Origin of the sequence: Virgibacillus ndiopensis (assembly GCF_900187325.1) — a bacterium.
Classification (GTDB): Bacteria; Bacillota; Bacilli; order Bacillales; family Amphibacillaceae; genus Virgibacillus_E; species Virgibacillus_E ndiopensis.
In genome coordinates this window covers 165,004-179,182 of record NZ_FZMZ01000005.1, presented here as the reverse complement: position 1 = coordinate 179,182, position 14,179 = coordinate 165,004, and the positions used below count along the sequence as shown (strand labels likewise).

The following is a 14,179-nucleotide window of genomic DNA, read 5'->3' as shown; positions in this document are numbered from 1 at the left end:
TGTATTCATTATTTTTTGCTGAGTTCATTTCAATATAATTCTATTTATATTATAATAAAAGGAATAGTGAATTTAATATCGATGTATTTTTAAGGGGGAAAAATGGATGGTAAAAGTAGAAAAACTCTTAATCAATTATAAAACATTGGAGCAATTTAAACGTTTTAAAGAATATGGGAATCAAGAGTTATCCATGCTTGAGGATCTTCAGAGTAATATTGTAGAAAACGACAGCGAATCTCCATTTTATGGAGTATACTATGGTAATACGCTTGTCTCGCGCATGAGCTTATACAAGGTTCAAAAAAAATATGATAAATATTTTAAACCTGCACAAGATTATTTAGTACTATGGAAGCTTGAAGTGTTACCAGATTACAGAGGAAATGGCTACGGAAAAGCATTAGTTGAATTCGCTAAAAAATACCAGCTTCCTATAAAAACAAATCCTCGAATTAATTCACAGGGATTCTGGGAAAAAATGGGCTTTCAAAAAGCAAAATACGATATGGAACGGGATTTAGGGGAGAATCCATTAATTTGGATGCCAGAAGGTGTAGAAGAAAAAGAAGTATAAGACAAAACTTAGACATGAATGGTCAAAGCATTCATGTCTATTTTTAACTAGTAGGAAAGTATATATTGAAGCCGTGTATTATTAAGTATCTATATTGGTCACGTCTAGCTCCAGCACCCAATGACAAATGGACCTCCCTCACCCCGTACGATTAGTCAACATCGATTCGTTTACACTCCCATGTTTCCTTTATCTACTACGAAGGAATATTCGATTAAAACTGAAGATCGCACGGCAACACCGAGCCACTTTGCAGGGCATAGTCCCTAGGCGCCTACGCTTTTGAACTACTCCTTTTCCGATTTACTAACCCAGCTCCATAAATTACCCATTTCTTTCCAGGCATCTTCATAACGGAGTAATTGGGCTTTTAAGTTTTTGTTCTCTTCTTCTAAATGTTGTAAATGTTTTTCTTGTTCTAGTTGTGAAATTTGATTTTCAGGGGAAAAGTTTATTTTCATTTTCTCTAGTAATGAAATTGCGGTTTCAATCGTATCTTTTTCATGACTCGATTTTGGTTCGATATAATTCCATGTATTTTTTCTTCCACCTTGTTTCCGTTCCTCTTTCGCATGATGAACGGCTTCTTGATAATTTTTTCGGATTGTTGCATTCCACCGAAATCCACATGCAGCCGAAGTACGCGATAGCTGTTTTGCTACTTCTTTAAATGCCTCTAATTGGGTTTTCCCCTCTCTGATATAACGAAGCACGGTCTCAGCTAAGATTATGTCCTCATCTTTCGTCCATGCATCTTGACGTGTTGCATTCATAACATCCCTCCTTATACGTTTGCTATAAAATGTATGCAAAAAATAGGAGTGATAGAATAACTGTTTTACTATTTTTAATATTATATTTGTGTTTATCGCGCTAAAAATTTTTCTACAGCACTTTTATGCTCCTTAGAGTCCCAAAGCTTCGCACAATTTCGTACTTCTTCATCCATCAGCGCCGACAATCTAAGAATTGACATTTTTTTTGTGTATTGTTTTTTTACTATTTTCATTTGATCGTAAGACTTTGTTTTATATGGCTCTAATAATTTCGATTGATTATGCCATGCTTCATCTGACACTATCCTATGTACCCACCCTCGTTCATGCAGATAGGCAGCGTCATATATTTCCGCCTCCATTAGCCATTGATAAGCAAAACTAGAGTGAACCTTTTCGTATAGTAGTGCTCCTCCACCCCATCCTGGTGTAATACCTAATTTAGTTTGAACGAACCCGCATTCATTCGTTTCCTTTGTAATTCGAAAATCACATGCCGTGGCGATTTCACAACCACCACCAAGCGCATTTCCATTCAACAAGCAAACTGTCGGCATTGGAAATGACGCAAGTTCAAAAAGGACTTCTTTCATTGCATAGAGCTCAGAAAATGCCTCATCAAATGTTAAATCACCATGTAAATCTTGTAAATCCCCTCCGGCACAGAACATCTTATCTCCCGCACCTGTAATCACTAGAAATTTTACCGAATCCTGTTTAGCCTGTTCAATACATTGTTTTAACTCCTTAACCATTTCTTTAGATATTGCATTTCGTTTCTCTGGACGATTCAACGTAATAACACTATAACCCTCATGAAACAGCTGATATTGTACGATGTTTTTCATTCTATTCCCTCTCTCGTTATGTATATAACTATAGTAGCATATATTGTTGCTATTTAGTCCCTTCCTTAGGTGACCGCTATGCCTGATTAGGTCTCGACCTGTGAGTTCTTGTCTATCTCTTTTTCCCAAAGGCGCATACATGTATGTCAGATTGCTTAGACATAAAAGTGGCCAAATAGAAAAGCAGACCACCGTTAATCGTGATCTGCTTGGTTTAAGCTATTATTATGCTTCTACTACTGATTTTCCATCGTATTGCCCACATGATTTACATACGTGATGTGGTTTAGTTAATTCTCCACAGTTTGAGCATTCTACCATGCCAGGTACGTGTAATTTTTTATGAGTACGACGTTGATTTTTAACTTTTTTAGAAGTTCTTCTTTTTGGTACTGCCATGACTTACACCTCCTTCAAACGAAAGCTAAATAACTTTTCTTATTTCTCTTTCTCATTATCCTTCAATAAAGACTCCAATTTTTTCAAACGTGGATCTATTTTTTGTTCACTTTTCTCATCGGAAATAAAATCCCATCCATCGCCATTCATAGGGGCACCCTCTTTTGCATCATCAGAGAATACTCGAAATGGAACCTCTAGTAAAATATTTTCCTTTATATATGGGGTTAAGTCAAGCATTTCTCCATCAATTGGATGAATTTCATTTTCCATTTCCTCTTCGCCATAATATGGGGATAGCGAAAATACTTCATCAGCCCTGATCTCAAAGGGATATGGCACATCTACTAAAGTTCGTGCACATGGTAATATCATTTCACCTTTTATGGTAAAAGAAAAAAATAATTGTTCCCCTTGAATGTAGCATTGCCCAAAAACATGTACAGGTTCAATTTTACGAATGTCATTGTTCATCGTTTCTAATTCTGAGACGTCAACCTTTCCATCGAATGTGAAAGGTTCATTATGGGTAGTTCTTTTTATTTGTCCTACCGAAAATTTCATTATATCACCTCTAACGAGCAACAAAAGTTATTTTAAAAGGAAATTAGACTTTTGTCAACATATTTTCTTTACAGAATGACAAATTACTATAAAAAATCTACACTTTTTTAGGTGTAGCATTCCCTTTAACAGTTACATTAATCATGAAGAAAATGCTATTCTCATGTTTTTTTGTTAAAATAGATATATATCATATTAATTAGGAGATGAATAGATGCAAGCGTGTGGTTTAATAGTAGAATATAACCCATTCCATAATGGACATGTGTACCATTTAGAAGAAGCTAAGAAAAACTCGAATGCGGATTGTATGATTACCGTTATGAGTGGGTCTTTTTTGCAACGTGGTGAACCTGCAATTATTGATAAATTCCATCGGACAAAAGCTGCATTAGCAAGCGGTATCGATATTGTTGCAGAATTACCATATGTCTTTGCGGTTCAAAGCAGCGATTTATTTGCCAAAGGCTCTGTTCAAACATTACATGAATTAGGTGTCTCATCTATTTGTTTCGGAAGTGAATCTGGAAAAATATCTGATTTTACTACTAGTTACACTACATTTAAGGACCATGAAACGCATTATAAGAAAACATTGCAAACAAAATTAGATCAGGGTCTATCATTTCCTGAAGCTAGCAAGATTGCGTATAAAGAAATTGGGTTAACATCGAACAGAATGGATTTATCTAAACCAAATAATATTCTTGGTTTTAGTTATGTAAAAGCCATATTAGAAAATAAATTGCGAATTAACCCACTAACAATTAAACGGAGTAAGAGTAACTATCATGATGAAACAATCAACACCTCTATTGCTAGTGCTACGAGTATACGAAAGGAACTTTTTTCTGCAGGAAAAATAACACCTAAAATTGCTAATACCATCCCTAACAGTACAGAGCAGCAACTTAAAATTTACAAAGATAAAGCAACAAACTGGCATTCGTGGGAAGCATATTTTCCATTACTGCATTATCGAGTAATGACGATGACTACCAGTGAGTTACGAGATGTTCAAGGTGTTGACGAAGGCCTAGAAAATAGAATTAAAAAAACAGCCAATCAAGCAAACTCATTTCATGAATGGGTCGAAGCAATTAAAACAAAACGATACACTTGGACAAGGCTTCAGCGGATCTTCGTACATATTTTAACAAACACAAAAAAGACAGATATGGATTTTGTCCAACGCATTTCCAAAGTTCCCTATGTCCGCATTCTTGGATTAACAGAGACTGGAAAAGCATATCTTAATCAAATCAAAAAAGATATCGAAGTCCCCGTTATAACCCAATTAGGCCGCAACATGAATTCCATGCTATCAATTGAAGAAAAAGCTAGTCATGCTTATTATAGTATCCTTCCACCAAATATAAGAAAGCATCTTCATCATCAAGAAATAGCACCACCTATCTTAGTATAAAAAAGAACTGTTACATGGTCTAATCCCACATAACAGTTCTTCTATTTTATTCAAGCTTTTGTAAATATGTTAAGGCATCTTCAAATGTATCAACAGGAACAATTTTCATGTCTGTTCCAATTTCTCCAGCTGTTTTTTTGGCAACTTCATAATTGGAGTCAGCTGCTCCATTTTCATTTGGTGCAAAAAATATTTTACAGCCTTCTTTATCAGCAGCGATCACTTTTTTGTCAATGCCACCTATCCGCATTACATTTCCTTCATAATCAATTTCGCCTGTTCCAGCAATTTGATAGCCATGTGTTAAATCTTTTTCGGTTAATTGATCATAGATTTCCAATGAGAACATTAATCCCGCACTAGGACCACCAATGCTGCCACTTGAGAAATCTACTTTAGGATCAACTTTAACACGTCGATCCGTTACTAATTGGATTCCAATACCCACTTTGTTATCAAGTTGTTCAAATGCCTTTAATGTAATATTTTCAGTAATTGTTTTATTATCACGTACAACCTCAATTGAAATTTCGTCACCAGCTTTTTTATTCTCAATAAATTCAATTAGTTCTTGTGACTCCTTAATTTCGTTACCATCAATTCCAATAATTCTATCACCCATTTTCAGTATGCCGTCTGCTGGCATTCCTTCTATTACAGATACGACATATACACCATCGTATTCAATAGTGATATCTTCTTTGGCTGCTTTATAAGCGACAACCTTTGATGCTTCCTGAGAATTTTCCATCATTTGTAATTGAACATGAAAATACTCATCCTCGGAGATTCCTTCTGGTCTGATCTCTTCAATTGGATAAATTTCTTGATGTGGTAATAGCTTTGCCCAAAGATATTGAATTGGCGTTGCCTGCCCTCCCCTAACTGTAACGAGGTGCATATCTCCTTCACTTTTGTAACCATCCTCAACTGAAACGATGGGATTTAACGCATCCGCTCCTCCAGGTTTATAAATATAATATGGTAATTTATAAGCTGAGAGAAAAAAAGCGATGGCTACTACAATAACTAAGTATAGTATTTGCCGTTTAGTAAATTTCACTGTAGGAACTCCTTCCATTTCATACGAATTACACACAACACTTTCCAATCTAAAAAAGTGTATGGCATAAATGCTAAGGGTATGTGCGTATATTGATAAAAGACTTGTACAAAACACACAATACATTTTTTAAACAACTCTATGAGTCTCATATATGTTTGTCATTGCTTTTTAAAAAATAAGCTAAAATCATTCTACTACTATCAAAAACATAAGTACAGAGTAAGCTTACAATAGGGGGCTTTATGTTGAAACAAATAGTCAAAACATTACTATTAGCTGGTGTAACTGGCTTTATTGCATTTGCAATATTAACTGTACCTGACCAGGCTGCTGAGGCGAGTATTCGTGGACTTAGCATATGGTGGGAAAGTGTATTTCCAACATTACTGCCCTTCTTTATTATTGCAGAGCTGTTAATAAGTTTCGGGGTTGTAAAATTTATAGGTATACTATGCGAACCAATTATGCGACCAATTTTCAATGTACCAGGGGTTGGGAGCTTTGCTTGGACAATGGGGATGGTTAGCGGATACCCAACTGGTGCTAAAATTTCCTCACATTTACGTGAAGAACATCAGCTTACGCAAATTGAAGCAGAACGCCTTGTATCGTTTAGCAATGCGTCAAGTCCATTGTTTATTATCGGGGTAGTTGCAGGTGGTCTTTTCAATGATAAAAAACTTGGGCTACTGCTTATTACATGTCATTATGTTGGTAACGCATTAGTAGGATTTTGTATGCGATTTTATGGAAGAACCAAGGAAAAAGGAAAAAAAACGGAAAAACAAAAAGTATCTCTAATCAGGGCCTTTAAAGAGATGCACCGAACAAGGTTAAACGACCCACGTCCATTTGGACAGGTCATGGGTGATGCCGTCCTGAACTCTGTAAAAACATTAGTTATGGTTGGAGGATTCATCATACTTTTTTCTGTCTTTACGAAATTATTATATATTCTCAATGTTTCTCCAGCAATTGCTAGTGTTGTTAAACATATATTTCAAATACTTTCACTTCCTGAAGACTTAACCCTTCCGTTTTTGTCAGGATTATTTGAAATAACTCTAGGATCTCAAATGCTATCAAATATCTCTATTGATAATTTATTGGCCCAAATGATTATTGTTAGCTTCATTCTTGGTTTTCATGGTTTCTCTGTTCAAGCACAGGTAGCTAGTATAATATCAAAATCAGATATCCGCTTTGCTCCATATTTTTTCGCGAGATTTTTACATGCAGTATTTGCAAGTATACTAACGGTTATCTTATTTAAACCACTTTATGTAAATCGACAAGTATTTGACATGGAAGATGTTCCAATTTCAACAGATGTAGAACAAAATATTTGGTTCACTATCACGGATTTAATAAATCATCTTGGACCAATCATAACAATAGTCTTTTTAGGAATTGCAGTGTTTCTTTTGTATCGAAGAAGAACTACAAATTAATTGAAAAAGAGGTATTCCAAAAAAATGTTGTTTCTTCAAATGCTGCATCTTATTTAATAGTTGACCTAAAAAGCGATGAAGATTTAAATGGTAGTTAGATTGCCGTTCCGGAAATACACTTCGCTTTCCGCGGGCAACACTTCAGCCTCCTCGGAAGAAATCCACTTCCTACGGGGTCTTCAGCTGTTGCTTTTCCCGCAGGAGTCTACGTGTGTTTCCTCCACTGGTATGACGCTGAATAATCCCATTTTATTTATGAGGAAATAGATTAAGCATGAAAATAAGATTATATTTTCTTATAAGCAGCCCGTATACATGGAGACTCCTGGGGGATTAGAGGCATCGGTGAGACCCCGGAGTGCGTAGCACGAGGAGACTCTCCAGCCGCCATGGATGCGTGAAGTGTATACGGTCTGCGGGATAGAAAGCAAAAAAGTACGAAATTACCTAAGCACTAATGTCGCATTTTCTACAAATAGCGACAAACTATGCAAAAAGGGCTATTAAAAAAGATGTTACCCCAGTTTTAGCAGGCAACATCTTTTATATTTTATTTGTATTTCTGTTTTAATGCTTTCTCCACTACCTCAGGAACTAGATCAGAAACATTTGCTTTATATTTAGCTACTTCTTTTACGATACTTGAGCTTAAGAAAGAATATTGATTATTTGTCATCATAAACAACGTTTCAATGTTTTCATCAAGCTTTTTGTTCATCGAAGTAATTTGCATTTCATATTCGAAATCACTCACTGCTCTTAGTCCACGTAATACAGCATGAGCATTTCGTTCTCTTGCATAGTCAATCAATAGCCCATTACTAGAATCTACTGAAACATTTGGAATATCTTTTGTTGTTTCTTGTAATAGAGCCATTCGTTCCTCAACCGTAAATAATGGAGCCTTTGATTGATTGTTGAAAACAGTAACAATTACCTGGTCAAATATTTTGGCACCCCTACGAATAATATCTAAATGCCCATATGTAACCGGGTCAAAGCTTCCCGGACAAATCGCTAGTCTGTTCAATGGAAAGCCCCCTTTCTAGTTCTTTTTATAGATGGTTATTCCAATTGTTCCACCATAGTTGTCCTGTTTAATTAACACAAAATTGTCATGCTCTTCCGGTAAATTTTCACTACTATCATGCTCACAATAAATAATCCCATTCGGGTGAAGCAATTTTAACGCTACAATTGAATCCAGAAATTTCATGTAGTCTACCTTACCATAAGGTGGATCAAGGAAAATCAGCTCAAATTGTAATCCACGTTTAGCAGCAGCATGAAGTGCACGGTGAGCATCAGCACGAAAAACCTCTGCCTTCTGTTCGATTTTGAATGATTTTAAATTCTGATGAATGGTATGTATAGCTTTAGGATGCTTATCAACAAATACGCATTTTTCCATTCCTCTACTTATCGCTTCAATTCCAAGTGAGCCACTTCCTGCAAATAAGTCTAAACATAATCCCTCTTGAAAAAAAGGACCAATTATTTGAAAAACCGCTTCTTTGACTTTGTCAGTAGTTGGTCTTGTTGATTTTCCCGGAACTGCTTTTAGTTGTCGACCTTTTAAATCTCCTGCAATCACTCGCATACTATGAACCACCTTAATTTGGCACTATTCGACATATATCCTAACATAAAACGAATATAATGGCGACTGGAAAAGCATTTACTTTTGTCAATCGAAAGAGATAAATACCTTGATATAAAAAGATAATTAAGCTAAAAATTTTATGTAAACGTATATAATTGTTCGCCGCGTACATACTAACATAATGAGACAGCTAACATTTTGCTTGGTTGTTTCAAAACACGGAGAAGACTTACATTTCCCCATAAGTTCTTCCTCCGGTTTCTCCTCTCCCTTTGCCTTTTTGTTTTCAATACATGAGAACAAAAAGACCTGCAGAAGTATTTCTGCAGGTTTTTCTTTTGGGGAAAAAATTTCTACTATAGAAGATACTATAGAAGCCTTTTTAAATTATGTACTAACCTACAAGGCTTTTAGATTCCCATTTTATAATCATATTGCTTCGCCTTATCGGGCTTGGCATTCTCAAAATCAGTTTGAATAAAAGGTTTGTACGATCTATCTATTTTAGACACAAAAGACAGTTTTAATAAACGCTTTTCAATGTCTTCAATATCAGCTTGGTCTACATAAAGTATCGCATACCTTAAACGCTTGGATGTGTAAACCAAGTGTCCATAGCGTTTAATTTGCTTCAAATTTTTCATATGCTGAAACCAAACAACAATCCCCTGACGATTTGTTCTCATTTTATTTCCTCACTAACTGACAACTTATTTTAAGATAGTGTATCAGAATAGAGCAATTACATCAACACACTTAAGAAGCTTGGCAACCACAGCCACCACCGCTTCCGCAACCACAACCACCATCACTTAAGGCAGCGCCATCCTTAGGTGCTTTAATTTGTTCACTAACACTTACAGCGACATATTGACTTATTTCATCTAGAAGCTTTTGTAAATTACGTTCTGCAATTTTGAACGCTGCCACTTTATCATTCATATCCATTTCACGTTTTGTGGAACGAACCTCTTTCATTATCTGATTATAATCAGGATGGTATCTACCGAAGCGTTGTACATCCTCATACTGATCTTTTATATCTATAAAAGCTTTAATTAGCTGTTGTGCTTTCTCGTCCTCATTAAGGGCCTTACGGGAATTTTCATAGGATTCCATTACCTCTGAATGTAAAATCATTCTTCCAAGTTCCTCCGAATGATCAAGAATATCTACATATTCCATTGAAGCTATCACATAAACCACCTCCACCTTTATCTTATCACGTTATTACGGTCATGAAAATGGTGAAGGTGGGAATTAATCTTTCATTTCATCTGCAAGCTGAATAAACATTCCTATCATTTGAGCCTGATTACTAATTTTCTCTAGCTGCTGCGGAAATGTTTTTCCATAAAACTTTTTAGCCTCACGGGGAAGCTCATGTATTTTATTCGGGTCCCGTGTAATGTAACGATACCAGATTGGATTATAACGGACAAAATTCGCCAATTCGGGATGAGACTGTAAATAGTGATAACTGGATGACTGCATACTTCCCCCCCTTAATCTCTAAACCAATTAAATCTTTGGTTTTGGTTCATTGATGCTTTGGGTAACCCCTTTGTATCTTTGAATTGCCCCAACACCTCTTGAACCGTTGATAATGTTGTACTTAATTGTTCTGCTTGCTTTTGTACTTTATTTAGGTCAATATTTTCCGTGAGCTTTAATAATTGACCAACTATTTCTGACTGTTTCTGACCACCTTTTTTCTTATTTTTTTCCGTGTTATTTTCTTCCTTATATGGTTCCCAGAATGGATCTTCTTCACCGAGTAAAACCCATTTTTCATAATAATCCTGCCATGATTGACCACTTTTCCTCACTTCTTCAATAAGCTTTGGATGTTTTTGCAAGAAAGCTTTGAACTCTCTCACAGTAGGATGTAAATTATCTTCGTTCATTTGTTTCACCTCGGGTATAATTTCTATTACCAATATTTTATGATGAACACCTATATACTGTGAGAGTATGCAAAGAAAAAAGACTCCTATTGAGCCTTTAATTATGGTTGCTGGATAAAATTTTGCGTGTAATATAGATGATATACCCCTATACCTATTTCCGTATAATCATTATTTAACAATGCCTTCCGGTGACCTTTACTATTTAACCAGCCTTCCATCGCAGCTGGTGCATCTGGATATTGTGCAGCGATATTTTCACCTGCAGAAAAGTAATACACATTTTTTTCCGCTAAACGTTCCTTTAAACCATCCCCATTTTGACTATAATGAGAAAAATAATTATGTTCCGCCATATCTTCACTGTGCAGGAATGCGACCTCACTTACATGGTCATTCCATTTCAGTATTGACTTATCAAATTGATTTCGAATTACATTTGTAATATTAAATATTTGTTGCTCCATTCCACTTTCAACCTTGTCCCATTGCTCAGCTGTAAGATCAGGCTGTTCTGGCAAGTCACCACGGTATTCAACTGCATATGGTCGATGCTGCAGTAGTACGTCTCCAGTTAATACACGTATTGAAGACAATTTATTAGTGAATGTATCAAAATAGCATTGTACAAAAACATTTTCTCCGACTTTTGTCAAAGGTCTCATCTTCATTTCGTCGTTATCTAAGCGGAATGTATAAGACGATAAATCTTTACTATACGTAACTGTATTTTTAAACTCAAAACGTTTATTTATTTCGTCATACGATTGTCCAATTTGAATAGGTTCGGTAGACAAATTAGATCCTGTTGCATAAACTGTTTGGATTGTATCGTCCTTAACACCAAATTGAATATACTGTTCATGTTTGTCAGTGTAAACCCACCACACATATCCATATGCACTCGTATCTTTCCGTATTGGTTCACCATAACTCTCGATTAGTTCAGCCGTTGAATTCCCTATCCATTGAAATAATTTCCCGTCCAAATCAACCTTATACAAACGATTCTTAGGAACAGTTTTCTGTGTTAGTTCATTTTTCTTCTGATTTAAAGCTTTACTTATACCTGTAATAGCTTCTTCAGGCGAAACATTATTTTTTTCCAATATAAACGACACGGCTAAAACTAGTAAAATTAGTATAACGATCACTCGAATATATCGCATAAATGCTATCCCCCTTTATTTTGTAGTAATATTATTATATATATATGTACATGAAGTCTATTCCATTCTATTTTCTCTATTATCCATTTTTATATTTTCAGAAACAACACGAAGCGTATTTCTCTCTACCTAATTTGATATAACTAGTATATATATCGATTTACAGTAATATGAATTAATTCTCTTTTCGATTGCAACTTAGGTTATTTAGTACTATTATAGTTATAGTGAGGATAATTTTGTGAGGTGGAAAAAATGAGATTAAAAAATACAGGAATAGAAGATGCAGTTGTCGACCTAAAACCTTTAGATCACTTAATGGGTAAACATGCTTTTATTCGTGCAGGTCAATGGGATTACGAACGAGTAACCTATGACTATAAAATTGGTTCAAAAGAAAAAAATATTACATACTATATTCGTATTCAAGGCTACGCACTTGAAGGTGATGTAGATCGCGGGAATGCAGTAATCAAACTATCAACACCACTTTTAGGGAAACATTATTACCCACATGGAGTTGAATATGGCGAAGAAGAAAACTTCCCCGAAAATCTAATCGAGCGAGCAAATAGTCTTGTAACAAAAATTCAAGAAGAAATTAAACAGTATAAAAAGTAATTTGAGAAAAAACAACTGCTAAGAAATTTAGCGGTTGTTTTTATATACAAATTTGTCTGTTCAAATCCTCTATAAAATGCTATATTTCTTATATAAGACAGTTTTATTGAAAGGAGTACTCCCATCAAATTGTTTCGAAATATTTCAAAGCGTCAATGGACACTTATTTTTTTATCTATTTTACTAATCGTAGCATTGTATTTTATTTTACCAATTTCTATCCCATTAATAGCAGCATTAATTACAGCACTTGTGCTTAATCCAGCGATTAGACTGATTCAGAACAAAACGAGAACAAGCAGAAAGACTTCTGTCATAATAGTATTTATGCTATTTTTGCTGTTAATAGGTGTTGCTGGAACATTTGTAGTTACAAAAGCAATAACAGAGGTAGTTAATTTTGTTGAAGATGTTCCCGAATATTTTAGCGAATTAAATCATGTCTATAAAGAATGGGAAAAAGATTTTACGCAGTACTCCAAAAGTTTACCTCCTGAGTTTGTAAATGAGGTATCAAAAAGCTTAGAGGAAAATTTAACGGCATTGACTACAACTGCAAAAGAAAAAATCACCATCGATAACATAACTAAAATATTTGCTAAAATACCACAATACTTAATAAGTTTTCTTGTTTATTTAATTGCGTTATTCTTATTTATGCTCGAATTACCACTTGTAAAGGCAAATACATATAAATTGATGAAAAAAGAAACTGCCGAAAAAGTCACTTTTATGAACAAACGATTATCAAGCGTAATATTAGGGTTTTTGAAAGCACAATTTCTAGTTAGTATCATTATCTTTATTGTTTCTTTAATTGGTTTGTTTGTCATTGTACCTGAAGTCGCAATTGTTATGTCTCTGATCATATGGATAATTGATTTCATTCCTATTATTGGATCGATAGTTATTCTTGGTCCATGGTCATTATTTATGTTTTTATACGGTGATATTGCGATGGGCGTAAAGCTTGCAATACTTGCAATTATCCTATTAGGAATTAGACGTACAGTAGAGCCTAAAGTGATGGGAAAACATATCGGGTTATCCCCACTAGCAACACTTATTGCTATGTTCTTAGGTCTTCAGCTTATGGGCATTATCGGGTTTATCCTAGGACCATTATTGTTAATCATGTTTAATTCCGCTACAGAAGCCGGAATTATAAAATTTAATGTTAAACTTTAAAATAAGAAAGGTGTGAAAGCAGAATGCTCTCACACCTTTCTTATTTTATATCGCTTTTAGTAAAATTAGTTGCCTTTTTATATTAGGATCCTAATATCGCTTTCAACATACTTGTCGTTTCGCCACCGTCATAAATGATGTATAAAAGTAAATAAACCATAACACCAGTTATTGCACTAAAAAACCATACAACACTCGTTATTGGCCCAATTTTTCTGTGGATTGTTATTTTACGCTTAAACGCTAAAGTCAAGGTAACAATTCCAAATATCGCACCTGTCGTAGCTAAAAATATGTGAAAGATTAAAAAAATCGTGTAATACATTTCAATACTCTCTGGACCACCGAAACTTGTGTTACCAATAAATGCAGTTCGTGAAGCATAAATTATAAAGAAAATAAGCGCGCTGATAGCAGCAAATATCATAGTTCGTTTATGCGCTTTCGCTCTTCCTTTTACAATTAGACGCCAGCCGATTGCTATTAAAATAGCACTTAAAACAATGAAAAATGTACTGATTGTCGGTAATAATGGCATATCAAACATTAATTCCTTTCATCAAAAAATTAGTTATGTATGTGAT

The 14,179-nt window shown here is 34.9% G+C and carries 18 protein-coding genes; 5 read left to right on the top strand and 13 right to left on the bottom strand.

Features of this window, described 5'->3' with window-relative positions:
- The first annotated feature begins 106 nt into the window (after positions 1-106).
- Positions 107-577 (top strand): N-acetyltransferase, encoded by a 471-nt coding sequence (locus CS937_RS08180; protein WP_099157982.1) that lies wholly within the window; start codon positions 107-109, stop codon positions 575-577.
- A gap of 287 nt (positions 578-864) precedes the next feature.
- Here CS937_RS08180 and CS937_RS08175 read toward each other — a convergent pair whose 3' ends face one another.
- The 4 genes from CS937_RS08175 to CS937_RS08160 all read right to left on the bottom strand — a co-directional run bounded on the left by CS937_RS08175 (position 865) and on the right by CS937_RS08160 (position 3,164).
- Positions 865-1,350: an RsfA family transcriptional regulator gene (locus tag CS937_RS08175; RefSeq protein ID WP_099157981.1), complete on the bottom strand. Its 486-nt coding sequence runs from the start codon at positions 1,348-1,350 to the stop codon at positions 865-867.
- Between the two features lie 92 nt (positions 1,351-1,442).
- Positions 1,443-2,201: an enoyl-CoA hydratase/isomerase family protein gene (locus CS937_RS08170; RefSeq protein WP_099157980.1), complete on the bottom strand. Its 759-nt coding sequence runs from the start codon at positions 2,199-2,201 to the stop codon at positions 1,443-1,445.
- Positions 2,202-2,426: 225 nt separating this feature from the next.
- The gene (gene rpmF, locus CS937_RS08165; RefSeq protein ID WP_099157979.1) at positions 2,427-2,600 is read right to left on the bottom strand and encodes a 50S ribosomal protein L32; all 174 of its coding nucleotides are present in this window, start codon (positions 2,598-2,600) and stop codon (positions 2,427-2,429) included.
- A gap of 39 nt (positions 2,601-2,639) precedes the next feature.
- Entirely contained in the window at positions 2,640-3,164 is a 525-nt protein-coding gene (locus tag CS937_RS08160) for a YceD family protein (RefSeq protein ID WP_099157978.1), read from the bottom strand.
- Positions 3,165-3,378: 214 nt separating this feature from the next.
- Between CS937_RS08160 and CS937_RS08155 the strand changes: the two genes are divergently transcribed.
- Entirely contained in the window at positions 3,379-4,590 is a 1,212-nt protein-coding gene (locus tag CS937_RS08155; RefSeq protein WP_099157977.1) for a nucleotidyltransferase, read from the top strand.
- Positions 4,591-4,636: 46 nt separating this feature from the next.
- Here CS937_RS08155 and CS937_RS08150 read toward each other — a convergent pair whose 3' ends face one another.
- Positions 4,637-5,653, bottom strand: coding sequence for a SepM family pheromone-processing serine protease (locus CS937_RS08150; RefSeq protein ID WP_099157976.1), 1,017 nt, complete (start codon positions 5,651-5,653; stop codon positions 4,637-4,639).
- Between the two features lie 245 nt (positions 5,654-5,898).
- On the opposite strand from CS937_RS08150, the gene ylbJ reads away from it, so the two are divergent.
- The gene (gene ylbJ / locus CS937_RS08145) at positions 5,899-7,107 is read left to right on the top strand and encodes a sporulation integral membrane protein YlbJ (RefSeq protein WP_099157975.1); all 1,209 of its coding nucleotides are present in this window, start codon (positions 5,899-5,901) and stop codon (positions 7,105-7,107) included.
- 550 nt (positions 7,108-7,657) lie between these two features.
- Here ylbJ and coaD read toward each other — a convergent pair.
- The 7 genes from coaD to CS937_RS08110 all read right to left on the bottom strand — a co-directional run bounded on the left by coaD (position 7,658) and on the right by CS937_RS08110 (position 11,786).
- Positions 7,658-8,137: a pantetheine-phosphate adenylyltransferase gene (coaD, locus tag CS937_RS08140; RefSeq protein WP_099157974.1), complete on the bottom strand. Its 480-nt coding sequence runs from the start codon at positions 8,135-8,137 to the stop codon at positions 7,658-7,660.
- Positions 8,138-8,152: 15 nt separating this feature from the next.
- A complete protein-coding gene (rsmD, locus tag CS937_RS08135) occupies positions 8,153-8,719 on the bottom strand; it encodes a 16S rRNA (guanine(966)-N(2))-methyltransferase RsmD (RefSeq protein WP_281251890.1) in 567 nt (188 codons plus the stop codon).
- Positions 8,720-9,120: 401 nt separating this feature from the next.
- Positions 9,121-9,396 carry a YlbG family protein gene (locus tag CS937_RS08130; protein WP_099157972.1) on the bottom strand — a complete coding sequence of 92 codons (276 nt, stop codon included), beginning with the start codon at positions 9,394-9,396 and terminating at the stop codon, positions 9,121-9,123.
- A gap of 70 nt (positions 9,397-9,466) precedes the next feature.
- A complete protein-coding gene (locus CS937_RS08125) occupies positions 9,467-9,907 on the bottom strand; it encodes a YlbF/YmcA family competence regulator (RefSeq protein WP_099157971.1) in 441 nt (146 codons plus the stop codon).
- A gap of 63 nt (positions 9,908-9,970) precedes the next feature.
- Positions 9,971-10,204, bottom strand: a complete 234-nt coding sequence (locus CS937_RS08120) for a YlbE-like family protein (protein ID WP_099157970.1) — start codon at positions 10,202-10,204, stop codon at positions 9,971-9,973.
- Between the two features lie 11 nt (positions 10,205-10,215).
- A complete protein-coding gene (gene ylbD, locus CS937_RS08115) occupies positions 10,216-10,617 on the bottom strand; it encodes a YlbD family protein (protein ID WP_099157969.1) in 402 nt (133 codons plus the stop codon).
- Between the two features lie 101 nt (positions 10,618-10,718).
- Positions 10,719-11,786, bottom strand: a complete 1,068-nt coding sequence (locus CS937_RS08110; protein ID WP_099157968.1) for a CAP domain-containing protein — start codon at positions 11,784-11,786, stop codon at positions 10,719-10,721.
- Positions 11,787-12,041: 255 nt separating this feature from the next.
- On the opposite strand from CS937_RS08110, the gene CS937_RS08105 reads away from it, so the two are divergent.
- Both CS937_RS08105 and ytvI read left to right on the top strand, forming a co-directional pair.
- A complete protein-coding gene (locus tag CS937_RS08105; RefSeq protein ID WP_099157967.1) occupies positions 12,042-12,407 on the top strand; it encodes a YugN family protein in 366 nt (121 codons plus the stop codon).
- A 129-nt stretch (positions 12,408-12,536) separates the two neighbouring features.
- Positions 12,537-13,595, top strand: coding sequence for a sporulation integral membrane protein YtvI (ytvI, locus tag CS937_RS08100; protein WP_099157966.1), 1,059 nt, complete (start codon positions 12,537-12,539; stop codon positions 13,593-13,595).
- Positions 13,596-13,677: 82 nt separating this feature from the next.
- Here the strand turns inward: ytvI and CS937_RS08095 are convergent, their stop codons facing one another.
- A complete protein-coding gene (locus CS937_RS08095) occupies positions 13,678-14,133 on the bottom strand; it encodes a DUF420 domain-containing protein (RefSeq protein WP_099158839.1) in 456 nt (151 codons plus the stop codon).
- Between the last annotated feature and the right edge of the window lie 46 nt (positions 14,134-14,179).